General features: G+C 30.8%; 23 protein-coding genes. 18 read left to right on the top strand and 5 right to left on the bottom strand.

Annotated features, from left to right (window positions below; genetic code table 11):
* The first annotated feature begins 30 nt into the window (after window positions 1–30).
* The 5 genes from ppk2 (at window position 31) to ELQ04_RS02350 (ending at window position 6,659) form a co-directional block, all read left to right on the top strand.
* A complete protein-coding gene (gene ppk2, locus ELQ04_RS02370) occupies window positions 31–912 on the top strand; it encodes a polyphosphate kinase 2 (RefSeq protein WP_004316448.1) in 882 nt (293 codons plus the stop codon).
* 8 nt (window positions 913–920) lie between these two features.
* Window positions 921–2,111 carry a M20 family metallopeptidase gene (locus tag ELQ04_RS02365; protein ID WP_004316447.1) on the top strand — a complete coding sequence of 397 codons (1,191 nt, stop codon included), beginning with the start codon at window positions 921–923 and terminating at the stop codon, window positions 2,109–2,111.
* Window positions 2,112–2,189: 78 nt separating this feature from the next.
* Window positions 2,190–3,362 (top strand): efflux RND transporter periplasmic adaptor subunit, encoded by a 1,173-nt coding sequence (locus ELQ04_RS02360; protein WP_044778152.1) that lies wholly within the window; start codon window positions 2,190–2,192, stop codon window positions 3,360–3,362.
* A complete protein-coding gene (locus ELQ04_RS02355) occupies window positions 3,362–5,287 on the top strand; it encodes a MacB family efflux pump subunit (RefSeq protein WP_044778153.1) in 1,926 nt (641 codons plus the stop codon). The genes ELQ04_RS02360 and ELQ04_RS02355 overlap by 1 nt, the downstream gene beginning before the upstream one ends.
* Before the next feature lies 1 nt (window position 5,288).
* Window positions 5,289–6,659: a TolC family protein gene (locus tag ELQ04_RS02350; RefSeq protein WP_044778154.1), complete on the top strand. Its 1,371-nt coding sequence runs from the start codon at window positions 5,289–5,291 to the stop codon at window positions 6,657–6,659.
* Window positions 6,660–6,661: 2 nt separating this feature from the next.
* Here ELQ04_RS02350 and ELQ04_RS02345 read toward each other — a convergent pair whose 3' ends face one another.
* The 4 genes from ELQ04_RS02345 to ctf are packed head-to-tail and all read right to left on the bottom strand — an operon-like array spanning window position 6,662 to window position 10,760.
* Entirely contained in the window at window positions 6,662–7,840 is a 1,179-nt protein-coding gene (locus ELQ04_RS02345) for an SGNH/GDSL hydrolase family protein (protein ID WP_004316440.1), read from the bottom strand.
* Window positions 7,827–8,837: a GDSL-type esterase/lipase family protein gene (locus ELQ04_RS02340; RefSeq protein ID WP_004316437.1), complete on the bottom strand. Its 1,011-nt coding sequence runs from the start codon at window positions 8,835–8,837 to the stop codon at window positions 7,827–7,829. Before ELQ04_RS02340 ends, ELQ04_RS02345 begins: the two co-directional genes overlap by 14 nt.
* Window positions 8,838–10,214: an MBOAT family protein gene (locus ELQ04_RS02335; RefSeq protein WP_004316434.1), complete on the bottom strand. Its 1,377-nt coding sequence runs from the start codon at window positions 10,212–10,214 to the stop codon at window positions 8,838–8,840.
* 42 nt (window positions 10,215–10,256) lie between these two features.
* Complete coding sequence (ctf, locus tag ELQ04_RS02330; RefSeq protein ID WP_044778155.1) at window positions 10,257–10,760, bottom strand: non-heme ferritin; 504 nt, start codon at window positions 10,758–10,760, stop codon at window positions 10,257–10,259.
* Between the two features lie 179 nt (window positions 10,761–10,939).
* On the opposite strand from ctf, the gene ELQ04_RS02325 reads away from it, so the two are divergent.
* The 13 genes from ELQ04_RS02325 to hypA all read left to right on the top strand — a co-directional run bounded on the left by ELQ04_RS02325 (window position 10,940) and on the right by hypA (window position 23,916).
* Entirely contained in the window at window positions 10,940–11,935 is a 996-nt protein-coding gene (locus tag ELQ04_RS02325; protein WP_002921170.1) for a substrate-binding domain-containing protein, read from the top strand.
* 9 nt (window positions 11,936–11,944) lie between these two features.
* The gene (gene pstC / locus ELQ04_RS02320) at window positions 11,945–12,859 is read left to right on the top strand and encodes a phosphate ABC transporter permease subunit PstC (protein WP_002784291.1); all 915 of its coding nucleotides are present in this window, start codon (window positions 11,945–11,947) and stop codon (window positions 12,857–12,859) included.
* A complete protein-coding gene (gene pstA / locus ELQ04_RS02315) occupies window positions 12,856–13,944 on the top strand; it encodes a phosphate ABC transporter permease PstA (protein ID WP_002921169.1) in 1,089 nt (362 codons plus the stop codon). Before pstC ends, pstA begins: the two co-directional genes overlap by 4 nt.
* Complete coding sequence (gene pstB / locus ELQ04_RS02310) at window positions 13,941–14,681, top strand: phosphate ABC transporter ATP-binding protein PstB (RefSeq protein ID WP_002776307.1); 741 nt, start codon at window positions 13,941–13,943, stop codon at window positions 14,679–14,681. The genes pstA and pstB overlap by 4 nt, the downstream gene beginning before the upstream one ends.
* 79 nt (window positions 14,682–14,760) lie before the next feature.
* The gene (locus ELQ04_RS02305) at window positions 14,761–16,077 is read left to right on the top strand and encodes an MATE family efflux transporter (RefSeq protein ID WP_044778156.1); all 1,317 of its coding nucleotides are present in this window, start codon (window positions 14,761–14,763) and stop codon (window positions 16,075–16,077) included.
* Window positions 16,053–16,700, top strand: coding sequence for a M48 family metallopeptidase (locus ELQ04_RS02300; protein ID WP_004316426.1), 648 nt, complete (start codon window positions 16,053–16,055; stop codon window positions 16,698–16,700). The genes ELQ04_RS02305 and ELQ04_RS02300 overlap by 25 nt, the downstream gene beginning before the upstream one ends.
* Before the next feature lie 41 nt (window positions 16,701–16,741).
* Complete coding sequence (locus tag ELQ04_RS02295) at window positions 16,742–18,262, top strand: hypothetical protein (protein ID WP_004316423.1); 1,521 nt, start codon at window positions 16,742–16,744, stop codon at window positions 18,260–18,262.
* Window positions 18,243–20,429, top strand: coding sequence for a carbamoyltransferase HypF (hypF, locus tag ELQ04_RS02290; RefSeq protein WP_004316421.1), 2,187 nt, complete (start codon window positions 18,243–18,245; stop codon window positions 20,427–20,429). The genes ELQ04_RS02295 and hypF overlap by 20 nt, the downstream gene beginning before the upstream one ends.
* Window positions 20,430–20,501: 72 nt before the next feature.
* Entirely contained in the window at window positions 20,502–21,245 is a 744-nt protein-coding gene (gene hypB, locus ELQ04_RS02285) for a hydrogenase nickel incorporation protein HypB (RefSeq protein WP_002785900.1), read from the top strand.
* Window positions 21,245–21,526 carry a HypC/HybG/HupF family hydrogenase formation chaperone gene (locus ELQ04_RS02280; protein WP_002776342.1) on the top strand — a complete coding sequence of 94 codons (282 nt, stop codon included), beginning with the start codon at window positions 21,245–21,247 and terminating at the stop codon, window positions 21,524–21,526. The genes hypB and ELQ04_RS02280 overlap by 1 nt, the downstream gene beginning before the upstream one ends.
* Entirely contained in the window at window positions 21,510–22,601 is a 1,092-nt protein-coding gene (gene hypD / locus ELQ04_RS02275) for a hydrogenase formation protein HypD (RefSeq protein WP_044778157.1), read from the top strand. The genes ELQ04_RS02280 and hypD overlap by 17 nt, the downstream gene beginning before the upstream one ends.
* Window positions 22,598–23,572, top strand: coding sequence for a hydrogenase expression/formation protein HypE (hypE, locus tag ELQ04_RS02270; protein ID WP_044778158.1), 975 nt, complete (start codon window positions 22,598–22,600; stop codon window positions 23,570–23,572). Before hypD ends, hypE begins: the two co-directional genes overlap by 4 nt.
* Entirely contained in the window at window positions 23,572–23,916 is a 345-nt protein-coding gene (gene hypA / locus ELQ04_RS02265; RefSeq protein WP_044778159.1) for a hydrogenase maturation nickel metallochaperone HypA, read from the top strand. The genes hypE and hypA overlap by 1 nt, the downstream gene beginning before the upstream one ends.
* A 21-nt stretch (window positions 23,917–23,937) precedes the next feature.
* Here hypA and ELQ04_RS02260 read toward each other — a convergent pair whose 3' ends face one another.
* Window positions 23,938–24,981, bottom strand: a complete 1,044-nt coding sequence (locus ELQ04_RS02260; RefSeq protein ID WP_002799865.1) for a type I restriction endonuclease — start codon at window positions 24,979–24,981, stop codon at window positions 23,938–23,940.
* Window positions 24,982–25,025 lie beyond the last annotated feature (44 nt).

Raw genomic sequence — 25,025 nt, 5'->3', positions numbered from 1 at the left:
TTGCTTTAAATACTTTATAAAGGTTTGAAAATGCAAGAAAATAATTCTCCAAAAACGCAAGCGGCTGTTAAAAAGAATGAAATTTATGTTTCTGTTAAAAGAAAGAAAAGTACAATAGAATATGAAAAAGATTTAAAGAATTTGCAAATTGAGCTTTTGAAATTTCAAAATCATGTTAAAGCCAAGGGTTTAAAGGTTCTTATACTTATAGAAGGGCGTGATGCGGCTGGAAAAGGTGGGGCGATTAAACGTTTGATTGAGCATTTAAATCCGCGTGGTTGCCGCGTTGTGGCTCTTGAAAAACCTAGTGATGTGGAAAAAACACAGTGGTATTTTCAGCGTTATATAGCACATTTGCCCTCAGCCGGTGAGATTGTGATTTTTGACAGATCTTGGTATAATCGCGCAGGAGTAGAACCGGTTATGGGTTTTTGTACACCGCAACAACATAAAGATTTTTTAAGAGAAGTGCCTTTGTTTGAAAATATGATTTCAAATAGTGATATTATTTTTTTTAAATTTTATTTTTCAGTATCAAAAGACGAGCAAAAAAAACGTTTTGAAAAACGCCGAAGTGATCCACTTAAACAATATAAATTATCTCCTGTGGATCAAAAATCGCAAGAATTATGGGATAAATATACTTTAGCTAAATACTCTATGCTTTTAGCATCTAATACTCCAACTTGTCCTTGGACTATTATTTCTTCTGATGATAAGAAAAAAGCAAGATTAAATTTATTGCGTTTTATACTTTCTAAGGTAGAATATCCAAATAAAAAAACTGGAGATTTTTCCAAAATTGATACCAAATTAGTGCGTAGTGGAGAAGAAGAAATACGAAAAATGGAGGCGAATTTGGAAAAACTTGACAGTAAAAAAGCAGATGAGAAAATAAAAGATTTAGATTAAGGAAAAGAATGCATAAGCTGGTTGAAAATTTAGCACTAAAGTACTATGATAAAATAGTTGATTTAAGACATCAAATTCATATGCATCCTGAGCTTGAATTTGAAGAAGAAAATACAGCTCATTTAGTGTGTAAAATTTTAGATGAGTTTGGCATTAAATATCAAAAAAATATTGCAAAAACAGGAATTTTAGCTACTATAGAAGGAAAAAAGAAGAGTCAGAAAAAACCAAAATGCGTTCTTTTAAGAGCGGATATGGATGCTTTGCCTGTGCAGGAAAAAACTAATCTAAGCTATGCTTCAAAAATTGATGGTAAGATGCACGCATGTGGACATGATGGACATACAGCAGGGCTTTTGGGAGCTGCTTTGATATTAAATGAGCTCAAAGATGAATTTTGTGGCACGATTAAATTTATGTTTCAGCCCGCAGAAGAGGGAAGCGGTGGAGCTAAACCTATGATAGAATCAGGTATATTGGAAAATCCTTATGTTGATACAGTTTTTGGTTGTCATTTATGGGGGCCTTTGCTTGAAAATACTGCTCAAATTGTAAGTGGCGAAATGATGGCTGGAACGGATATTTTTGATTTGGAATTTATTGGCAGAGGAGGACATGGAGCTCATCCGCACACTTGTATAGATCCTATAATTATGGCAACGCAATTTGTAAATAATATACAAAGTGTTGTTTCTAGGCGTTTAGCCCCTTATGAAGCAGGGGTGATTACCGTAGGTCAAATTTGTGCAGGAACTACTTATAATGTTATTCCTGCAAATGCTTATTTAAAAGGAACCGTGCGTTTTTTAAATGATAAAACACAAGATATTTTAAAAAGTTCTCTAGAAGAAGTGGCTGCTGCTACAGCAAAATCTAATGGTGGAGATTATAAGCTTAAATATACTAAAGAATTTCCTCCATTGATTAATGATGAAAAAGCTGCTTTAATAGCAAGAAAAGCTTTTGCAAAGGTCTTAGGAGAAGAAAATATCATTGTTTCTTCTAAACCTGACATGGGGGCTGAAGATTTTGCTTTTTTAACACGAGAAAGAATGGGAGCTTATGTATTTGTTGGAATTTCAAAGGATTTAAATCATCCAGCTTTGCACCATAGTTCTACTTTTTGTTGGGATGATGAAAATTTAAAAGTTTTAATGCAGGGTGATGTGATGATGGCTTTAGAATTTTTAAATTTATAAAATAGAATTAAAAATTCACAAAAAATTCACAAAAAATGAGTAAAATTTAATCTTGATTTTTCTTTAGGATTTGTTATTATGAAAAAGAAGATTGTTTTAATCATTTTAATTGCAATACTTGGAAGTGTTGGGGCTTATTTTATTTTTTTTAATAATGATGAAAAAATCAGCTATTTAACTCAAAAAATACAAAAAAAAGATATATCTCAAACCATAGAGGCAGTAGGAAAGGTATATGCCAAAGATCAAGTCGATGTAGGTGCTCAAGTTAGCGGACAAATTATAAAACTTTATGTGGATGTGGGAACTCATGTAAAGCAAGGTGATTTGATCGCTCAAATTGACAAAGATAAACAACAAAACGATTTAGATATTACAAAAGCTCAGCTTGAAAGCGCTAAGGCTAATTTAGAGAGTAAAAAAGTTGCCCTTGAGATTGCGAATAAGCAATATCAAAGAGAGCAAAAACTTTATGCAGCTAAAGCAAGTTCTCTTGAAAATTTAGAAACTCAAAAAAATAATTATTATACTTTAAAAGCCAATGTTGCAGAGCTTAATGCTCAAGTAGTTCAGCTTGAAATCACTCTTAAAAATGCACAAAAAGATTTAGGTTATACAACCATTACTGCTCCTATGGATGGTGTTGTGATTAATGTAGCTGTAGATGAAGGACAAACAGTTAATGCTAATCAAAACACTCCTACTATAGTCCGTATAGCTAATTTAGACGAAATGGAAGTAAGAATGGAAATAGCAGAGGCTGATGTGAGTAAGATAAAAGTAGGAACAGAGCTTGATTTTTCTTTGCTTAATGATCCTCAAAAAACTTATCATGCTACTATTGCAAGTATAGATCCAGCTGATACTGAAGTGAGTGATTCTAGTACAAGCTCAAGCTCATCAAGTTCGAGTTCTTCAAGCTCAAGCTCATCAAATGCTATTTATTATTACGCAAAATTTTATGTACCTAATAAAGATGATTTTTTGCGTATTGGTATGAGTATACAAAATGAAATTGTCGTAGCAAGTGTAAAGGCTGTTTTAGCAGTGCCAACTTATGCAATTAAAAGCGATCCAAAAGGCTATTATGTTGAAATTTTAGAAAATCAAAAAGCTGTTAAAAAATATGTCAAACTTGGCATTAAAGATTCTATCAACACTCAAATTTTAGAAGGTGTAAATGAAAATGAAGAATTGATAGTAAGCTCAAGTGCTGATGGTTTAGCTCCTAAAATGAAGTTGAGATTTTAATGATTTTTCTTAAAAATATTTGCAAAAATATAGGCGAAAATGCCATTTTAAAAAATGTAAGTTTAAGTATAGAAAAAGGTGAATTTGTTGCCATTATAGGACAAAGTGGAAGTGGTAAAACTTCACTTTTGAATATCATAGGAACATTAGATACACCAAGTAGTGGAACTTATGTTTTTGATGAGTATGAAGTCACTAAACTTAATAATGATGAAAAAGCAAGATTAAGACGTGAAAAAATAGGCTTTATATTTCAAAGATATAATCTTTTAAGCTTGCTGAGTGCTAAAGAAAATGTCTCTTTACCTGCAGTTTATGCGGGAAAAAATTTACAAGAAAGAAGTCAAAATGCTAAAAAACTTTTAAATGATTTAGAACTAGCTCATAAGTTAGATTCTAAACCGAATGAATTAAGCGGAGGACAGCAACAACGCGTTTCTATAGCAAGAGCTTTGATGAATGGCGGAGAGCTTATTTTGGCTGATGAGCCAACGGGAGCTTTGGATAGTAAAAGTGGTATTATGGTGCTTGAAATTTTACAAAAACTTAACGCACAAGGTCATACTATAGTCTTAGTAACTCACGATCCAAAAATTGCAGCACAAGCTAAAAGGGTTATAGAGATTAAAGATGGAGAAATTTTAAGTGATACTAAAAAGGAAAAAGCTCAAGAAAAACTCACTTTAAAAACAATTCCCAAAGAGAAAAAAACACTTACTTTGCTTAAAAATCAAGCCTTTGAGTGTTTTAAGATAGCTTATTCTTCCATACTTGCACACAAACTTCGTTCTATTTTAACTATGCTTGGAATCATCATAGGTATTGCTTCTGTAGTTTGTGTTGTAGCTTTGGGATTGGGTTCTCAAGCTAAGGTGCTTGAGTCCATTGCAAGACTTGGAACAAATACTATTGAAATTCGTCCTGGAAGGGGTTTTGGAGATTTGCGTTCAGGTAAAACAAGGCTTAATTTTAGCGATTTAGAAACGCTAAGATCTCTAGAATATTTAGAAGCAGTGGATGCTCATTCAAATACTTCAGGTGTGGCAACTTATACCAATATTTCTTTAAGTGCAAGAGCTGAAGGAGTGGGGGTAAATAATTTTGCTATAGAAGGTTTAAGGATAGATGCGGGAAGAATTTTAAATAATGATGATGTAAAAAATAGTACCAATGTTGCTGTGTTGGATTTTAATGCTAAAAAAAATCTTTTTCCTGATGAAAAAAGTGAAAATATTTTAGGTCGTGTGGTGCTTTTTAATTCTCAACCTTTTAAGATCATAGGAGTTTTACAAAAAGATACAGACAAACCTATAGAAGATAATGTAGTGCGTCTTTATATACCCTATACAACACTGATGAATAAGCTTACAGGAGATAGAAATTTGCGTGAAATCATAGTTAAGGTTAAAGATGATGTGAGTTCAACTTTGGCTGAAAATGCTATTATAAGAATTTTAGAAATTAAACGCGGACAAAAGGATTTTTTTACTTTTAATTCTGACACCTTTAAGCAAGCTATTACAGCAAATAAACGCACTACAACGATACTTACAGCTTGTGTGGCTGTGATTGCTTTGATTGTTGGGGGTATAGGAGTGATGAATATCATGCTTGTTTCTGTGAGCGAAAGAACAAGAGAAATAGGCATACGCATGGCTATAGGGGCTAGAAGAGAAGATATTATGATGCAGTTTTTAATCGAAGCGGTTATGATTTGTACTATAGGGGCGATTTTAGGTGTGATTTTATCGATTTTTGTTATTTTTGCTTTTAATACTTTAAGTACGGATTTTCCTATGATTTTAAATGCTTATTCTGTGCTTTTGGGACTTTTAAGTTCTATGTTTATCGGTGTGGTTTTTGGTTTTTTCCCTGCAAGAAATGCAGCAAATTTAAATCCTATTAGTGCATTATCAAAGGAATGATATGAAAATAATACTTAGCATTTTTTTAGCATTTTTCTTGAGTGCTTGTGGTGCAAAACTTAGCTTGCCTAAAGAAGTTGATTTAACTCAAGAACAAATGAAAGATTTAAATCTCACTTATGATTGGTATAAATCCTATGATAATGCAAAATTAAATGAATTCCTAAATTTTGTTTTATTGAATAATAGCGATATTAATATTGCTAGAAAAACTTTGCTTTCAGCTTTGGCTAGAGCCGATTTGATTGATTATGATTTATATCCGACTTTAAGTGGAAATTTGGGTTTTGGTGTGGATAAAGATTTAAATTCAGGCAAACAAAGTAAAAATTTCAATCATTCTTTAAATTTAAGCTATGAGCTTGATATTTATGGAAAATTAAGAGATAGTGCAAGTGCGAGTGAATTTAGTGCAAAAGCAAGTGCTTATGATCTTGAAAATTTAAAAATAAGCATGATCAATACAGCTTTAAATGATGTTTTTGAGCTGGCTTATTTTAACGATGTAGATAAATTGCTTCGAGCTTATCTTTCAAATTTAGAACAAATGAAAGAGCTTTATAGTTATAAATACAAGCTTGGAAAAATAGAAGAATTAGATCTTTTAAACATAGAACAAAGCTTATTAAGAGCTAAACAAAATTTATTAAGCAATGATCAAAATCGTAATTTACTCATAAAAAATTTACAAGATTTATTGGCAAAGCAAGAAGGTTTTGCTTACATAGAGTATTTTAAAACTTTATCTTTAAATGATTTTAAAACCTTAAGTCCTGATTTTAATATACCTTTAAAAGCTTTAGCGTACCGTGCAGATGTGAGATCTAAACTCAATAACTTAAAATCAGCCTTTAAGGATTATTCTTCCATGCAAAAATCTATTTTGCCTAGTATTTCTTTAGGTGGAGCATTAAGCGGAAGTGATAAAAAAATCGATGATAGTTTTAAATTTGAAATTTTAAATGGCAATGTTAAGATTTCTTTACCTTTCTTAGATTATGGTAGAGTAAAGCAAAATATCAAAATTTCACAATTTACTTATGAGCAACTTTTAATTTCTTATGAACAGGCTTTGCAAAGTGCGATGAATGAATTTGCGTTAAATTATAAAGATTATCAAAGTAACACCTTACTTTTGCAAAATTTGCAAAGTATTAACATTAAACAAGAGCTTATCACTAAGGCGTATTATGAAAAATATATTTTAGGAAAAAGTGAATTAAAAGATTATTTGGATGCAAACAATACTTTAAATTCTACCCAGCAAGAATTTTTAAGAGCTAGATTTAATCTTTTAAAAACCATTAATTCTTACTATCAAATCACAGCTTTAAGTTTTAATGATGAAAACTTAGAATTTCCTAAGTATTAAATTTAATAATCAATGATATTTTTTAAATCCTCGAGTAACTTTTTAGCCATCAGCTCATAGCCTTTTATAGTAAGATGTACATCATTGAGCGAAAGCTTTTGTTCTATCCATTTGTTTTTTCCTCCACTATCTTGCATAAACTGATGCATATCAAAAATAAGAGTTTTTTCTTCTTTAGCAACTTCATATAATGCTTTGCGTATGGTAAAAAAATCAGGAGCAAGCTTGTAGTTTTTACCTTGTTTTTGAACTACAGTTGGTGGAGAGATTAGCATGATAACAGCGTTTTTATTGTAAGTTTTTAAAATACTAATCCATTTTTTTAAATTATTTTTGAATTTTTGTTTTTCAAACCCTTTAAAGAGTGCATCATTAGAACCATAGGCAAGAATAATTAAATCATTGTGTAAAAGTCCTAGTTCTTTTTTTACAACTGTTTGATTCCAAGAGAGCCATAAATCACTTTTGGCACCATTGATTGCAATGGTATCTAAGAAAACATTATTATCTTTATTTGTGATGAAATATCCTCCTAGCTCAGCATCCTTTTGCAAGGCTGAAATTTGCAAAGGAAGATCAAGTTCTAGTTCTTTATAAGACCATTTGTTAATTTGTGTAGTTCTTAACTCATAGCTTTGGTTTTTTGCATCTTTGATGCTAAAAGCATTGGTATTTTGTTTGGCCTTAAATAAAAATCCTATCTTGAATTTTTTTTTATCTAAGGTTGTATCAAGGTTGATTTTTGCGCCTTTGATTTTTGCTTTGGCTATTATCCCACCTAGTGGAAAATTATGTCCAGCATTAGCAGGATTTCTTGAGTTTAAAATTTCAAAGTTTTTATAAGAATAAACAAGATTAAGATTTTGTTGATATTTAGGCTGTAAAGGATAGGCAAAACCTATAGAGTTAGAGCGGATTAAATATCCTCTTATGACACGCGGAAAGAAATCAGCCGCCATATGAGAATCTCCATAAATTCTAATTCCTATGTTTTGATTTTTTTCTAATTTTTTTTCTAGATTTTTAAGATCTTTTTTTGATACATAACTTGTTAAAGCAGAGTGATTTTTGTTTTGATTGAGTATAGAGTCTATTGTGTCATTTGTATTTAAATTTTGTCCATAAGAGCTAGTAAAAATAATAAAAAACAATAAGATAATTTTAAATTTATTTACTAGCATTTTCTTCCTTAAGTTTTATGTGTTCTAATAAAAGTTTAGACATTTCTCTTGCGCCACTTGGAGTAAAATGAACCCCATCATCTGTTCTTACTTTTATACTTCTATTGTTTTCATCTTTTATATAAGCTGAGTATTCATCATTGACACTAAAAAATAGCTTAGTATTGATAAAAATTTCTTTATTTTTAAGAATTTCATCGCTGTAAATTTTATTGAGCACTTGTATTTTTTTGTTCAAATCTTCTTTTTTTACAGGAGGGATTTCAAACCAAAAAACTTTAGCTTTATGTTTTTTAGCGATTTTAATGATTTCATCTACACGATTTGTATAAATATCTATCCAAGAAGGGGAGCCAAAACGATGGTAATTTCCTCCTTTTTTAATATCCCAAGGATCATTAGCGCCAAGAAGAACAACAAGATATTTAATATTTGAGTTTTTAACAAAAGCTTCATTAGTCGCTTTTGACCAGTCAAAATAGGATTTATAAGAAAGGCCTGTATTTTGTTTACTAAGATCGGTTACCTTAAGATTTAAATTTCTTAAATCTCTATTTAAGGCTATTGCAACACCTTGCATTAAAGAATCTCCGATAAATAAAAACTCATCTCCATTTTGCAGTTCTAATTTAGTATTATCGATAAAACTAATATTTGCATCTTGGATTAAGGTTAGATTTGTTTCTTTATGGGAAGTGTTTTCATCATTTTCTAAAGCGTTTGAAACTTTATCTATTTTACTTAAGTTTTCATCTGTTGATTTACTTTCTTGATTTGTAGTTTCTTCATTGGTTTGAGGCAAGGGTTCGTTGCTTAAAATTGCACGAATTTGTTCTAATTTAATTTTGAAGCCATTGGCTTCTTTTAAAAGATCATTATGAGGATAGAATGCAAAATGATATTTTTGTTCTATATAAGAGCTAATGCTCTGATTCATAACTACAACAACCAAGCCAAGCACTATAATCAAAATGAAGAAAAATCTAACTACACTCATCTAAAAACTCGAATAAATAAAATCAGGAATTCCATCTGGCATAAAAGCAAAAACCAAAAGTAAAATAAAAGCTATGATAAAAGGTTTTAGCAAAAATGGAGTAAGATTTAAAATCTTAATGCAATATTCTTTAAAATTAATAAATAAAGGATAGATCATAAAAAGAACCCCAAAAGCAACCAACATATAAATATCGTTATAAGATGGAATTTGGAAGAAATTATAATAACAAGCTTTAAAATATTCTATTGCATCTTCTAGATTTTTGCTATAATAAAAGAAAATCCAAGTAAAACATACAAATTGAAAGGTTAAAAATCTTCCTAAAGCTGGAATTTTTTGTAAACTAAATTTGCTTAAAGCTAGCAAATGTATAAAAACTATGCCAATACCATGCAATAAACCCCAAACAATAAAAGCAAGTGTATTGCCATGCCATATACCTGAAAGTATAAAAGCGATGAGTATGTTAACTATAGTGCGTGGCATTCCTTTTCTATTGCCCCCTAAAGGTATATAGATATAATCTCTTATAAAGGTTGAAAGACTGATATGCCATCTAGCCCAAAAATCTTTTAGGTTTTTTGCAAGATAAGGCATGTTAAAGTTAGGCGGAAGGGTAAAACCTAGCATTAAAGCAAAAGCACAAACTAAGTCAACATATCCGCTAAAATCGCAGTATATTTGAATCGCATAGGCGTAAATTGCGCTTAAAAGTTGTATGAAATTATAAGATTGTGGAAAGTCTAAAATACTTTTAGCATAAATTCCAAGGTAATTGGCTATTAAAACTTTTTTAACTATACCAAAAACAAGCAAGATGATGATTAAATTTGCATGTTTAAATTCGCGTTTTTGATAGGCTTGCTCAAAGAAAAAAGAACTTCGCATAATAGGCCCTGAAAGTAGTGTTGGAAAAAATGATAAGAAGGTTGCTAAATTTAAAAAACTTTCTAAACGGCGTTTTTGATAAACTTCTACAAGATAAGTGATAGAAGTAAAGGTATAAAAACTAATTCCTATTGGTAATACTAAATCAATATTTAAAAATTCTAAACCGAAAAAATTTAATATCTCATCAACACTTCCTTTGATGCTAGGAAAGTATTTAAAAAAACATAAATTTAAAATAATAAAAGCCATGCAAGTAGCGAAAATATAACGCTTGCGACGCACAAAAATTAGCAAGGCAAAATAGTGTATAAAAAAGGTATATATAAATAAAACCAAGGCGAAATAAGGATTGATTAAAATATAAATAATATAAGAGAAAATTAAAATTAAAATATTTTGTATTTTGTAATCATTTTTAAAAGTCCAATAAATAGCAAAAAAAGCTATCATTAAAATACTAAATTCTAGAGAAAAATAAGTCATACCTTCAATCCAAAGCGAGATTTGCCCATAGTAGGGCAAAGATTATTTTTTTCTGCTTAATGCAATATTTTTGATGTATTGATCAGCTAAATAAAGTCCATTTCCATGTTCTCCGATTAACTTAATCTTGTCAACTATACCGCGGAAAAGTGCTTCTTCTTCGTGTTGTTCGCTTACATACCATTGTAAGAAATTAAAAGTAGAATAGTCTTTATGTGTTAGCATGTGTTCAACTAAAGTATTGATTGACTTTGTGATAAATTGCTCATGTTCATAGGTTTTTTCAAAAATATCAAGTAAAGATTTGAAATTTTGTTCAGGCTGTTTTACTTCTTGAAGCTCTACATGAGAATCTGTCTCATTAAGATAAGTGATAAGCTTTTTAGCATGATCGCTTTCTTCGCTTGCATGTGCAAACAAGAAGGCTCCAGCTCCATCAAGACTGTTTTCATAGCACCAAGAACTCATACTAAGATATAAGTTTGCTGCATACATTTCTTTGTTTATTTGTTCATTGAGTAATTTTACAACTTCTTTAGAAAGCATTCTTATCTCCTTATTAAAATTTAAAATGTTTTATAATGATATATTATTTTTTTAAAAACAAGCTAAATTTTTTGATAGTTAAAAATTATATTTAAGAAAAATACAAAATAAAAAATGTTTCCAAAATGTTTCCAAGTTTTTTTAAACTTCCATTACTTTTTTAAAGTTAAGGAGAAAAAATGAAAAAAATTCTATCTTTGAGTGTGGCAAGTTTTGCACTTTGTGGTGCTTTAAATGCAGCAGATTTAAAAATCGCAGGTTCATCGACTGTGTATCCTTTTACTTCTTTTGTAGCTGAAGAATATGCTTCGATTAAAAATACAAAAACTCCTATAGTAGAGAGCTTGGGAACAGGGGGTGGATTTAAGGTATTTTGCGAAGGAACTACTGATATTTCTAATGCTTCAAGACCTATGAAATTAAGCGAATTTGAAACTTGCAAAAAAGCAGGAGTAACTGACATAGTAGGGATTATGATAGGCTATGATGGTATAGTTTTAGCTCAAAATAAAACCAATGCTCCATTAAATATCACAAAAAAAGAACTTTTCTTAGCATTAGCAAAAGAAATTCCACAAAATGGAAAACTTATACCAAATCCTTATACAAACTGGAATCAAATCAATAAAAATTTACCAAATCGTAAAATTAGTGTTTATGGTCCACCATCAAGTTCAGGAACAAGAGATACTATAGAAGAGCTTGTAATGAGTGATGTGTCTAAAAAAATTCCTGAGTATAAAGGTGAGTATAAAACCATACGCCAAGATGGTGCTTATATCCCAAGTGGCGAAAATGACAATCTAATCGTTTCAAAACTTACTATTGATAAAGATGCTTTTGGAATTTTTGGTTATAGCTTTTTGGTGAGCAATTCGGACAAAATCAATGCTGCTAATATCGATGGTGTTACGCCAAGCGAAGAAAGCATCGCAGATGAAAAATACGAACTTGCAAGAAGTTTGTTTATTTATATCAATGCTAAGAAAAATCCAAAAGAAGCCTTTGAATTTGCAAAAATTTATATGAGTGATGATTTGGCAAAAAGTGGTGGAGAGCTTGAAAAAATAGGACTTGTTCCTTTAAGTGATGATAAATTAAAAGCTTCTCAAAAACATGTAGAAGATAGAAAAATTTTAAATGATGAGCTTGTAAAAGCTGGAAAAGTTTTTTAAGGAAAAACTTTGCTAAAAGAAAAAATAATCAAATTTGCACTTTTTTTATGTGCTTTTGTAAGCGTGATAGTAAGCTTTGCTATCATGCTTACAATTTTAATTGAAGCTTTAAAATTCTTTCAAAAAGAAAGTGTTGTTACCTTTTTATTCTCAAGTCAGTGGGCGGCTGATGCAGCTTTTATGAATGCAGATGGCACGAGCAAACAAGGTGTTTTTGGAGCGCTATCGCTTTTTTGGGGAACTTTTTATATTTCATTGATTGCTATGCTAACGGCTTTACCTTTAGGGGTTATGTGTGCTATATATTTAGGTGTTTTTGCTGGCAAAAAATCTAAAAATTACTTAAAACCTATTTTAGAAATCATTGCAGGGATTCCTACTGTTGTTTTTGGATTTTTTGCGGCTATAGTTGTAGCGCCTTTTATAGTGTGGTTTTTTTCTTTATTTGGCATACAAGCAAGTTTTCAAAGTGCTTTAGGCGCAGGTTTTATCATGGGGATCATGATAGTACCTATAGTGGCTTCTTTATCTCAAGATTGTATTGAAGCAGTAAGCGAGAAAAGGATTAATGGCGCTTATGCTTTAGGTATGACAAAAAAAGAAGTGGTTTTTGCTGTGATTTTACCTGAGGCTATTCCTGGTATAGTTGCAGCTTGTCTTTTAGGACTTTCAAGAGCCTTAGGCGAAACTATGATAGTGGTAATGGCAGCTTCTTTGCGTCCAAATTTAACGATGAATTTTTTAGAAGATATGACAACAGTAACGGTAAAAATCGTAGAAGCTTTAAGTGGAGATCAAGCTTTTGATAGTTCTTTGGCTTTGAGTGCTTTTTCTTTAGGTTTGGTGCTTTTTATCATCACTTTAATCATCAATATGTTTAGCGTTTATCTCATCAATCGCTTTCACAAAAGGAAAAATTTATGAAAAAACTTTTTAAAAAAAGACAAAAAGCTTCAAAGTCTTTTAAAAGACTTTGTAAAATGGGGCTTTATATTAATTTAATTTTTCTTTGTATCTTTTTAGGAAGTGTGGCTTATCTTGGATTTCCTGCTTTTAAGCAAACCTATATTTTTGTAGAGGCTAATAGAAATTCTCCTGCTTATGATCTTTTATCTCGCGCTGAGCAAAGAAAGATAAGAACAGGGCAAATCACTGAAAAAACTTGGCTTTTGGCAAATTCAGAAGTGGATCAATATATGAAGCAAAAATATAATCGCCTTAGTGAAAAACAAAGAACTTTAGTCGATGATCTTGTGCAAAAAGGCGAGATAGAGCTTAAATTTAATAGCAATTTCTTTTTAAATGGGGACTCAAAATCTCCTGAAAATTCAGGAATTTTATCTTCAGTTGTAGGGACTTTGCTTGTTATGCTTGTCTGTATGGTTGTGAGTGTTCCTATAGGCGTTGCAGCGGCAATTTACTTAGAAGAATTTGCGCCACAAAATATCCTTACACATTTTATAGAAGTGTGTATTAACAACCTTGCAAGTATTCCAAGTATCTTGTTTGGACTTTTAGGACTTGGAGTGTTTATCAATCTTTTTGGAATGCCTCGCTCAAGTGCTTTAGTGGGTGGGCTTACTTTGGCGATCATGAGTTTACCTATTATCATTGTTTCAACCAAAGCGGCTTTAAAAAGTGTGGACATTAACATGAAAAACGCCGCTTATGCCTTAGGCATGACAAAGGTTCAAATGGTAAAGGGCATTATGTTGCCTTTGGCTATGCCTATGATTTTAACAGGTTCTATTTTGACTTTAGCTCAAGCTATAGGAGAGACTGCACCTTTGATGATTATCGGTATGATAGCATTTATCCCTGATGTAGCTAGTTCTATTTTTGATCCAACTAGCGTTTTACCTGCTCAAATTTACTCATGGTCGGCTATGCCAGAGCGTGCATTTTTAGAAAGAACAGCAGCGGGTATTATTGTGCTTTTAGGGCTTTTAGTCGTGTTAAATCTTAGTGCGATATTATTAAGAAAATATTTTCAAGGAAAATTAAAGTGATAGCAAAAACAACAAATTTAAATTTATTTTATGGAAAAAAACAAGCTTTATTTGATATCAATATGCAAATAGAACAAAACAAAATTACCGCACTCATCGGTGCTTCTGGATGTGGTAAATCCACTTTTTTGCGTTGTTTTAACAGAATGAATGATAAAATCGCAAAAATCGATGGTTTAGTGGAAATTGAAGGAAAAGATGTTAAAAATCAAGATGTAGTAGCTTTGCGTAAAAATGTAGGCATGGTTTTTCAACAACCTAATGTTTTCGTAAAAAGCATTTATGAAAATATCTCTTATGCACCAAAACTTCATGGTATGATTAAAAACAAAGATGAAGAAGAAGCTTTAGTGGTGGATTGCTTGCAAAAAGTAGGGCTTTTTGAAGAGGTTAAAGATAAATTAAAGCAAAATGCCCTAGCTCTTTCAGGCGGACAACAACAACGCCTTTGTATCGCAAGAGCTTTAGCAATAAAACCTAAGCTCTTGCTTTTAGATGAGCCAACTTCCGCACTAGATCCTATTAGCTCAGGTGTTATAGAAGAGCTCTTAAAAGAACTAAGTCATAATCTTTCTATGATCATGGTTACGCATAATATGCAACAAGGTAAACGCGTGGCTGATTATACTGCATTTTTTCACCTAGGTGAGCTTATAGAATTTGGTGAAAGTAAAGAATTTTTTGAAAATCCAAAACAAGAAAAAACCAAGGCTTACTTAAGCGGTGCTTTTGGATAATAAAACCGCTATTTTTAGCGGTTTTATTTTAAGAAAAATTTGTTAAAATTTGCCTTTTATCTTTAATAAGGCATTAATCATGGCAAAAAAACAATTCTCCTTAACAAGACTTAGTTTTCCTATATTTTGGGATTTGCTTTCTAAGTATTTAACTGTGATTATCAATACCGCTATGGTGTCGCATTATTCTAATTTTCTTGTCGGTGCTATGGGTGCTGGAAATCAAATTTTAGATCTTTTTATCACTATTTTTTCATTTTTAAGTGTGGGTTGTAGTGTGGTGATCGCACAAGCAATTGGTGCAAAAGATCAAGTTTTAGCAAGAAAAGTTATTCATCAAAGTTTGTTTTTAAATGCACTTTTAGGCTTTGTATGCGGTGTGCTTATTTTATGGCACGGGGAGTATTTGCTTTATCTTTTAAAAATCCCACAAGAATTGCTCAAAGATAGCGAAATTTACTTGCATATGCTTGCAATTTGTTTGTTTTTTGATGCCATAGGAATTGTTTTAGCGGCTATTGTAAGGGTTTATAATATGGCTTATTGGGTCATGCTTATAGGCTTTTTGATGGATATAGTGGTAATTTGTGGAAATTATTATGTTTTGCATTATACAAAATCAGAACTTTTTGGAGTAGGGCTTAGTAATATTTTTGCTCGTATTGTTGCTATAGTGGCTTTACTTGTGATACTTTTTTATAAACTTAAAATTCATCTTAAAATCAAAGAAATGATAAAACTTGAAAAAGAAGTTTTAAAAAAGGTTTTAAATATAGGAGGATTTTCAGCAGGGGAAAATCTTTTGTGGATAGTCCAATACACTATAGCCTTTGCTTTTGTAGCAAGCTTAGGTGAAGCAAGCTTGAGTGTACAAACGATTTATTTTCAAATTTCAATGCTTATCATGCTTATAGGACAAGCTACGAGCATAGCTAATGAAATTATAGTAGGTAAATTAATCGGTGCTAGATATGAAAATATCGCTTATAAACATACTTGGCGTGCTTTGTATTTTAGTGTGGTGGCAAGTGCTTTAGTGGCACTTTTGAACTATCTTTTTCAAGATTTTACTATGCAAATTTTAGGGCTTAAAGAAGAGTTAAAAAATTTAATGATACCTTTATTTGCTCTTTCAATCTTTCTTGAAATTTCACGCACTTTTAATATAGTTATGGTGAATTCCTTGCGTGCAAGTGGCGATGCTAAGTTTCCATTTTTTAGCGGACTTGTTTTTATGATGGGGGTATCTTTACCTGTGGGTTATGTGCTTTGTTTTCATTTTAATCTTGGAATTTTAGGGGTTTGGATAGGATTTTGTGCAGATGAGTTTTTGCGTGGAATGGTAAATTCATACAGATGGAAAAGTAAAAAATGGCAAGGCAAAGCTCTAGTTTAAAATCATTTATTTATAAAGATGAGTGCTATTTTTATTCTAAAAAACGCATAAAAACTTTAAGATTAAGGCTCAATGAAAGGGGTGAGTTTGTTCTTAGTATTCCTTATTTTTGCACCTTTAAAAGTGTTTATGAGTTTTTAGATAAATCAAGTTCTTGGATGAATGAGGCAAAAAAAAGATTTGAAAAAAAAGCCTTAAAAGATGATGAGTTAATCTTTTTAGCTAAAAAATATAAAATTATATTTGATGTAAATGCCAAAAAAACTTATTTTAATAAAGATAAAATTCTTTGTCAAAATAAAGCAAAATTAGATTTATTTTTAAGACAAAATGCTAAAAAGATTTTTACTTTTTATCTTAAAAAATGGAGTCAAAAAACAGGTTTATTTTACACGCATTTAAGCATTAAAAATATGAAAACGCGTTGGGGTTCATGTAATCACAATAAAGCTTATGTTAATTTAAATTTAAAACTCATTCAAAAGAGTTTAAAGGCTATTGAATATGTGATTTTGCATGAAATATGCCACTTAAAATTCCCCAATCATAGTAAAGAATTTTACGATTTTATTGAGTATTTTATGAGTGATTTTAGGCAAAGAGAGAAAGAATTTTTAAGTTAAAAATGTTATATTTATAGTTTATTTTTCAAAAAAGGCATAATATGACTTTGGATTTTGATTTTATTTATAATGCGGATAATGATATTTTTGAATATTTATTGCGTTTTTATGCGAAAAATTATAACTACACCCTTAGTAAAGAAGAAAATACTTATCATTTTTCTATCGATGCAGATGAAGAAAATTTAAAGACTTTTTGTGATTCTTTGAATTTCATGAGTCATAGCGTTTTTTTGAAAAAATTTGATGTAAAAGCGGGGCAGGATTTTAGCCCTTGTATACCAGAAGATAAAGAATTTTCGAAATTTTCTTATATTACTCATTTAAATTCTAATGCTTATCAAGAAAAAAAACTTTTAAACAAAAACGAATGGGGCGTGTTTTGTGAGTGTGAATTTTCAAGCAATTTATCAGAATTTGAAAAAATCAATGAAGAAAATTTCAATATTTTTTTAAATCTTGCTTTTGATTTGTTAAGTCAAGAAAAAAAGATTTATTTAAAAGATAAAAATGGTATTTATGAATTTTCTTTGTTTAAGAACAAATTTATAGGAGATTTTTTACTTCCTTGTGATATTAAAGCTATAAATTCAGTTTTTGTTTGTTCAAATGAAAATTTAAAACTTCTTGCAAGTTTGGAAAAACCTTTGATGAAGCTAAGGCTTAATGCTATGTTTAGAAAAAATCACAATCTTGATTTTAATGATTTTAAAATCAGACTTGCTAGGGATTTGTTTTGCTTTGCTTTAGGTTTAAAACTTTTTAAAAATGAATATAAATTTTTAAGCATAAAAAAGATAGAAGAATATCAAAAAGATTTTTATATCAGTGCTTTAGATGAGCAAGTGGTGGTTTTGGAAGGCTTTGAATTTATCAATGCTAAGGCAAGAGAGCTTATTTTTTCTAAAGAAGATAAAAATATGGCAAGAATTTCTTATCTTGTAAGCCGTTATAAAGAAAAGGCTTTTATTTTAGAGCTAAGTAAAGATGATGAAGATATTTTGCTTATCAACAAAGAGCTTAATTTACTTAAACTTTCCTTACCAAAACACAGCAAAGAGCTTTATGATGAGATTAAAAAAGATGAAATTGGTGCAAGGCTTTTAGAAAATTTTAGCAAGGAATTTCCTCTTTTAGATGAAAATTTTGAACTTCAAAACAATTTTTATTCCTTGCTTGGCTTGGTAGGAAGAGTGCTAAATTTGGGTAAAAATTTACAAGAGAGTGCTAGTGAGCTTTTAAAAATCGCTGATGAGTCAAAAATGCCTCGTGGAGTAAAGATTGATTATCGTTTGAAAGAAGATAAAAGTTTTGATTATACAAGAACTTTAAGATCTGCTATGAGTTTTATGTTAGCAGGTGTGGATAGTGCTAATATCGCTTATGGAGCGATTGAGAGTTTGGCTTATTTCTTGCGTGATACTTATGATGAATTAAGAGAGAAAAAGCAAAGTGATTTAGCACTTATAAGTGGATCTTTGTTTGAACATAAATCTTTGCTTAAAAATACTTTAAAACATCTTAAAAATTGTCAGTTAAGCGATGTGCCACTTAGGGTATAAGATTAAAATCTCAGGTCTAGTTCAAGGGGTAGGTTTTCGCCCTTTAGTTTATGAACTAGCTTTGAAATCAAAGCTTTTTGGAGAGGTAAGAAATGATGGTTTTGGGGTAGAAATCATCCTTGCTTGTACTCAAAAAGAATGTGAAAATTTCATAGAAAATTTAAAAAATCATCTTCCACCTTTAGCAAGAATAGATAAGCTTATAATGACCCGAATTTCTATTTCAAACTATGAGAATTTTAGCATTACTCCTTCTTTAAAGAATACAAAAAGCACGCCTATGTTAAGTGATTTTGCGCTTTGTAAGGAGTGTAAAAAAGAATTTTTTGATGAAAAAAATCCACGCTTTTTATATCCTTTTATCACTTGCACACATTGTGGGCCACGCTTTAGTATTATAAAAAGTCTTCCTTATGATAGATTTAATACTTCCATGCAAGAATTATTGATGTGTGAGTTTTGCAAAAGTGAATACGAAGATCCTAAAAATAGGCGTTTTCATGCCCAGCCCATCAGTTGTCCTAAATGCAAAATCAATGTTTTTCTTAAAAATCCAAAGGGTGAAATTTTAGCCAAAGATCAAGAAGCTTTTATGCAAAGTGCGAAGTTTTTAAAAGAGGGTAAAATTTTAGCCATAAAAGGCATGGGTGGTTTTCATCTCATGTGCGATGCTTTTAATGAAGAAGCTTTAAAAACTCTAAGACTTAGAAAAAATCGCCCTAAAAAACCCTTTGCTTTGATGTGTAAAGATTTACAAAGTGCTAAAGAACTTGCCTTTATAGATGAAAAAGAAGAAGCTTTGCTTGGTGGGGTTTTGGCTCCTATTGTGATTTTAAAGGCAAAAAAAGCCTTTTCTTTGATCGCTCCTGATGTTGATAAAATCGGTATTATGTTAGCTTATACGCCTTTACATCTTTTGCTTTTTGAGTATTTTAAAGGAAGTCTTGTGGCAACAAGTGCGAATTTAAGCGGAGAAAGTATCATTAAGGATGAGTTTAATTTGTGTCAAAAACTTGATAAAGTTTTTGATTTTTATTTAGATTATGATAGGGAAATTATCAATGCAAGTGATGATAGTATAGTTCAAGTGGTAAATGGTGAAACTATGTTTTTGCGTACTTCAAGGGGTTTAAATCCTTTTTATTTGGAAAGAAATTTTAATAAAAAAGGCACTTTTTTAGCTTTGGGTGCGGAGCTTAAAAACGAATTTGTGATTTTTTATGAAAATAAACTTTTAATTTCTCCTTATATAGGGGATTTGAAAAGTTTTGATGTGCATGAGAGATTTTTTAAACTTTTAGAATTTTTTAAACAAAATTATGATTTGAAATTTGATGCGATTTTGTGCGATAAACACCCGCATTTTAGCTATGCAAAAGAATTTGAAGAAAGGATTAAAATTTCTCATCATTATGCGCATTTTTGTGCGGCTTATTTTGAATATGAAGAAAGTTTTGCAAAAGATGAAAAGGCTTTAGCTTTTATTTGTGATGGAACAGGTTATGGCGAAGATGGCAAAATTTGGGGTGGAGAAGTTTTTGTAGGAAATTTAAAAGAATATGAAAGAATTGCACATTTTGAAAATTTCACTCTTATAAATAGTGATATTAAAAATATACAAAATTTAGCTCTAAGTCTTATTTTTCATTATGATTTAGAAGATAAGGCTAAGGAGTTTTTAGCAAAAATTCCAAAAATCAAACTTAAAAATCTTAAAAAAATTTATTCTCAATCTAACTTACAAACAAGCTCTTTAGGACGCATTATCGATGCTTTTGGGAGTATTGTTTTTAACTTAGAAAAAAGTTCTTATGAAGCCCAAGTTGGCTTAATGTGTGAAGCTTTTTATGATAAAAATCTTGATTTTTCTTATAAGCTTTTTGTAGAAAAAGGGCAGGTTAATTTTAAAAATTTAATCCTAGGGGCTTTACAAGATGAAAAAACTAAGGCAATTACAGGTATGTTTAATGCCTTAGCAAATTTTATCATAGATTTTAGCAAAGATTATGATTTAAAAGTGCTTTTAAGTGGAGGAGTTTTTCAAAACAAAACCTTACTTGAAATTTTAAAAGCTAAAAATTTTGATTTTTTTATACCTTTAAAATACCCTTGCAATGATAGCTCCATAGCTTTAGGGCAAATGGTACATTTTTTAAAAAAAGAGTGATTTTATCTTTAAACTCATAATTTTTTAATGCTTTTAAGGTTAAAATGAAACAAAAAATATAAAGGAAAGAAAATGTGTAAAGATTGCGGCTGTTCTATAAATTCAAGCCATACGCATGATCATCATCACGATCACCATCATGAAAATCCAAGTTTAAAAGAAAGTAAAACCATAGAAGTAATTTCTAAAATTTTAAGCAAAAATGATGAAGAAGCTAAACACAATAGAGCGCATTTTAATGAGGCTAACACGCTTTGTATCAATTTAATGAGTTCTCCAGGTAGCGGAAAAACCACGCTTTTAGAAAGCACGATCAAGGCTTTGAAAAATGAACTTAAAATTGCTGTGATTGAAGGGGATTTAGAAACCAATAATGACGCTATAAGAGTAAAAAATGCCGGAGCTTTGGCGTATCAAATCACTACAGGGCAAAGCTGTCATTTGGATGCTTTTATGGTGCATGAGGCTTTGCATCATTTAGCCATTGATGATGTGGATTTGCTTTTTATAGAAAATGTTGGAAATTTAGTTTGTCCTGCAAGTTATGATTTAGGAGAGCATTTAAATGTGGTTTTGCTTTCGGTAACTGAAGGAAGTGATAAACCGCAAAAATACCCTGTGATGTTTAAAAAGGCTGATATAGTTTTAATCACAAAGGCAGATTTGGCCCATCATTTTGATTTTGATGTTAAAGAGGCGACTAGGTTGATTAAAGAATTAAATCCTAGAGCAGATATTATCACTCTTGATGCAAAAAATGGCACTAATATGGAGCTTTGGTATAAGGTGCTTAAACTTAAAAAGGAGCTTTTTTAATGTGTTTATCTATACCTTCTGAAATTTTAGAAATCGATGAGCTAAATAATGCTTTAGTGCAAACTTTAGGTGTGAAAAGAAAAGTTAATTTGGATTTGATTGATGAGCCTTTAAAACAAGGCGATTATGTGTTAATCCATGTAGGCGTTGCTATGGAAAAAATCGACAAAGAAGCTGCACTAGAAAGCATTAAAACCTATCAAGAAATAGTAGAAAAAATGAATAGTGGAGAGATAAAAAGTGATGAAGGAGATTTGGGTTTAAATGAATTTCATCGATGAATTTAGAGATAAAAAAAGCATTTTAGCTTTAAAAAAACTCATAGAACAAGAACTTAAAAATCCTATCAATATCATGGAAATTTGCGGTGGGCATACGCATAGTATCATGAAATATGCCCTACCTTCTATTTTGCCAAAGGAAATTAACTTTATCCATGGGCCAGGATGTCCTGTTTGTGTTATGCCAAGAGTTCGCATTGATACAGCTATCAAGTTAGCCTCCATGAAAGATACGATTTTTTGTACTTTAGGAGATCTTTTAAGGGTGCCTGGAAGTGAAATTTCTCTGCTTGATTTAAGAGCTAAAGGGGTTGATGTTAGAGCGCTTTATTCTCCACTTGAAGTTTTGGAAATTGCTAAGCAAAATTTAAATAAAAATATCATCTTTTTTGCTATAGGTTTTGAAACTACTACGCCTATGAGTGCTTTACTTCTTCAAAAGGTTATAGAAGAAAAAATAAATAATGTCTTTTTTCATATCAATCATATCACAGTTCCAGCACCTATAGAAGCGATCATGAATGATGAAAATGTAAAAATCAATGCTTTTTTAGGCCCTTCTCATGTGAGTGTGATTACAGGTTATGGTATTTATGAGCCTTTAGCAGCAAAGTTTAAAACCCCTATAGCGGTGAGTGGTTTTGAGCCAGTTGATATTTTAGAAAGTGTGTTAAATATCATAAAACAAAGCAATGAAGGCACTTTTAAAGTGTATAATCAATACAAAAGAGCCGTAAGTAAAGAAGGTAATGTTAAAGCACAAAATTTAGTAAAAAAATACTTTAGGGTGTGTGATTTTGAATTTCGTGGCTTAGGACTTATTAAAGATGGGGGCTTGGAGCTAAAAGAAGAATTTAGCGCTTATGATGCGAGTAAAAAATTTGATTGTGTGGTGCAAAGTAAAAATGAAAGCAAAGCCTGTATTTGTGGGCAAATTTTAAGAGGTTTAGCCAAGCCTTATGATTGTAAAGTTTTTGGTAAGGCTTGTACGCCAAGAAGTCCTATAGGAAGTTGTATGGTTTCTGGAGAGGGTGCTTGTGCGGCGTATTATAAATACTCAAAGGTGAATGTATGAAAAATATTTCCTTAGCCCACGGAGGTGGTGGAGAAGAGATGAACGAGCTTTTAACTAAGCTTTTTAAGATCTTTGATAATGAAATTTTAAACGCAAATAATGATGCGGCGATTTTGGGAAATTTGGCTTTAAGCACGGATTCTTTTGTTTTAAGTCCGATTTTTTTAGATGAAGAGGTCAATATAGGCAAACTTTGTGTTTGTGGTTCTATTAACGATGTTTTGATGGTGGGTGCTAAGCCAAAATATCTAAGTTTAGGGCTTATCTTAGAAGAAGGTTTTGAACTAGAAAAATTAGAACGCATTTTAAAAAGCATTAAAGAAGAATGTGAAAAATGCGGAGTTATATTAGTTTGTGGCGATACTAAAGTTGTTCCTAAGGGTAAGGCAGATGAAATTTATATCAACACTACAGCCTTAGGCGAAATTATTTCTAAAAAAGAAAGTAAAAATATCAAAGCAGGGCTTAGCATACTTCTTTCAGGCGATATAGGAAGGCATGGAGCTAGTGTTTTAATCAAAAGAAATGAGTTAGAAGCTGATATTAAAAGTGATTGTAAAGCTTTAGATAAAGAGGTTTTAGAGCTTTTAGAAAAAGATATAAAGGTTGTAGCCATGAGAGATGCTACTCGTGGTGGGCTTAGTGCGGTTTTAAATGAGTGGGCAAAGCAAAGCGGAAATGATCTTTTGATCTTTGAAGAAAAAATCATCGTTCAAGATGAGGTTTTAGGACTTTGTGAGCTTTTTGGTTATGAGGCTTATGAGCTTGCAAATGAAGGCACTTTTATACTTTGCGTGGAAAAAGAAGATGAGTTAAAAGCCTTGGAAATTCTAAAAAAATACAATGCAAATGCGAGTATTATAGGAGAAGTTTTAGAAGAGAAAAAAGCACGCGTGATCTTACAAAACGCTTATGGGGCAAAACGCTTTTTAGAAAGCCCTAAAGGCGAACTTTTACCAAGAATTTGCTAATGCACGAATTAAGTATAGTAGAATCTTTAATCGAACTTTGTGAAGAAAATGCCTTAAACAATAAGGCTTGCAATGTGCAAGAAATTTATGTAAAAATCGGGCGTTTAAGCGGTATAGAAGTGGATCTTTTTAAGCGTTGTTTTGAAACTTTTAAAGAAAACTCAAATATTTGTAAAAATGCTAAACTTTTTATAGAACTTGTCCCACTTGAAATTTTATGCTTAAAATGCAATCAAACAAGTATTTTAGAAGAAAATGTTTTTAAGTGTCCTAAATGTCAAAGTATAGAATATAAAATCACGCAAGGTGAGGACTTGCACCTTATGCGACTTGTGATGGAGTGAAAGTAAAATCAATAAATGATTTTACTTTCTGCTTTCAAATGCTTTGATAATATCTGCTTTATATTGATAAATATCTTCTAATTTTTCTATATTATAACTTGCTCCATCCGGAAAACTAATAGATTTTTTGCTTGTATTAAAATATAATCTACATATCCACTTAGTAACTTTGCCTTGATATAAAATACTAAAATAGCTTAAAGTATCTTTGTAACTTACATCTTCAAGATTGGCACTGACACTAGCAAGAATTGATTTTACTATATAGAAACCTTGTAATTCTTCTTCTGTTGTGACAATATCTTTACTTTCATCAATTTGCTCATCATTTTCATCATCGTTTATGTTTTGAAGATTGTTTTTAATGCTTGTGATTTTTTCATAAGCTAAATCATTAATAATTTCTTTAAAAGATTTTTTAATGTAATTTTTGAATTCTTCTAAAACAGCACTAGTCATTCTTTTTTCTGTCATTTGTTTAGCAAAAAAACTTGTAAATTCATCGCTTGGATTTTCTATTTCACTTTTAAAAATTTCTTGTATACTTCGGTAATATTTTTTCTCCATAGCAATGCTTAGAATTTCATCTAAGTTTAAGTCAGTGCAAATAAAACGTTTTAGATCTTTAATATCTCTAGGTTTAAGTTTTTCAAGATTAACAACTAAAAATGGTATTTTATCCATAAGATTTTGTTGTTCAATATCTGTAAAAAATCTATATTCAATACCATTGGTAAGAATGGCAAATTTAATACTAGGATTAGTGTTAAAATATCTTACAAGCTGATTGTTATGATTATCTAAATTTTCAGTATGATTTTTAGCTTCAATTAAAATAAAAGGTTTTGAATCTTTGAAAATAGCATAATCCACTTTTTCGCCTTTTTTAGTTCCTATATCTGCTGTATATTCTGGCACAACAATACTAGGGTTAAAAACATCATAACCTAATGTTTTTAAAAAAGGCATTATAAAAGTCATTTTTGTAGCTTCTTCAGTATTGACAAGTGTTTTGCGTTCAGCTATTGTTTCAACGATGGCATTTAATTGATTTTCAAAATCCATTTTCATTCCTTTTGTTTTTATTAAAAGTATTATAGCAACATTTT

Origin of the sequence: Campylobacter sp. CH278, assembly GCF_004378845.1 — a bacterium.
Taxonomy (GTDB): domain Bacteria; phylum Campylobacterota; class Campylobacteria; order Campylobacterales; family Campylobacteraceae; genus Campylobacter_D; species Campylobacter_D jejuni.
Note: the sequence above shows the minus strand (reverse complement) of the source record. Positions and strands in the feature narration are given on the sequence as shown.

Coding starts and splice junctions, on each gene's coding strand:
- ppk2 (WP_004316448.1), top strand. CDS start 31: ATGCAAGAAAATAATTCTCCAAAAACGCAAGCGGCTGTTAAAAAGAAT.
- ELQ04_RS02365 (WP_004316447.1), top strand. CDS start 921: ATGCATAAGCTGGTTGAAAATTTAGCACTAAAGTACTATGATAAAATA.
- ELQ04_RS02360 (WP_044778152.1), top strand. CDS start 2,190: ATGAAAAAGAAGATTGTTTTAATCATTTTAATTGCAATACTTGGAAGT.
- ELQ04_RS02355 (WP_044778153.1), top strand. CDS start 3,362: ATGATTTTTCTTAAAAATATTTGCAAAAATATAGGCGAAAATGCCATT.
- ELQ04_RS02350 (WP_044778154.1), top strand. CDS start 5,289: ATGAAAATAATACTTAGCATTTTTTTAGCATTTTTCTTGAGTGCTTGT.
- ELQ04_RS02345 (WP_004316440.1), bottom strand. CDS start 7,840: ATGCTAGTAAATAAATTTAAAATTATCTTATTGTTTTTTATTATTTTT.
- ELQ04_RS02340 (WP_004316437.1), bottom strand. CDS start 8,837: ATGAGTGTAGTTAGATTTTTCTTCATTTTGATTATAGTGCTTGGCTTG.
- ELQ04_RS02335 (WP_004316434.1), bottom strand. CDS start 10,214: ATGACTTATTTTTCTCTAGAATTTAGTATTTTAATGATAGCTTTTTTT.
- ctf (WP_044778155.1), bottom strand. CDS start 10,760: ATGCTTTCTAAAGAAGTTGTAAAATTACTCAATGAACAAATAAACAAA.
- ELQ04_RS02325 (WP_002921170.1), top strand. CDS start 10,940: ATGAAAAAAATTCTATCTTTGAGTGTGGCAAGTTTTGCACTTTGTGGT.
- pstA (WP_002921169.1), top strand. CDS start 12,856: ATGAAAAAACTTTTTAAAAAAAGACAAAAAGCTTCAAAGTCTTTTAAA.
- ELQ04_RS02305 (WP_044778156.1), top strand. CDS start 14,761: ATGGCAAAAAAACAATTCTCCTTAACAAGACTTAGTTTTCCTATATTT.
- ELQ04_RS02300 (WP_004316426.1), top strand. CDS start 16,053: ATGGCAAGGCAAAGCTCTAGTTTAAAATCATTTATTTATAAAGATGAG.
- ELQ04_RS02295 (WP_004316423.1), top strand. CDS start 16,742: ATGACTTTGGATTTTGATTTTATTTATAATGCGGATAATGATATTTTT.
- hypF (WP_004316421.1), top strand. CDS start 18,243: ATGTGCCACTTAGGGTATAAGATTAAAATCTCAGGTCTAGTTCAAGGG.
- hypB (WP_002785900.1), top strand. CDS start 20,502: ATGTGTAAAGATTGCGGCTGTTCTATAAATTCAAGCCATACGCATGAT.
- ELQ04_RS02280 (WP_002776342.1), top strand. CDS start 21,245: ATGTGTTTATCTATACCTTCTGAAATTTTAGAAATCGATGAGCTAAAT.
- hypD (WP_044778157.1), top strand. CDS start 21,510: ATGAATTTCATCGATGAATTTAGAGATAAAAAAAGCATTTTAGCTTTA.
- hypE (WP_044778158.1), top strand. CDS start 22,598: ATGAAAAATATTTCCTTAGCCCACGGAGGTGGTGGAGAAGAGATGAAC.
- hypA (WP_044778159.1), top strand. CDS start 23,572: ATGCACGAATTAAGTATAGTAGAATCTTTAATCGAACTTTGTGAAGAA.
- ELQ04_RS02260 (WP_002799865.1), bottom strand. CDS start 24,981: ATGGATTTTGAAAATCAATTAAATGCCATCGTTGAAACAATAGCTGAA.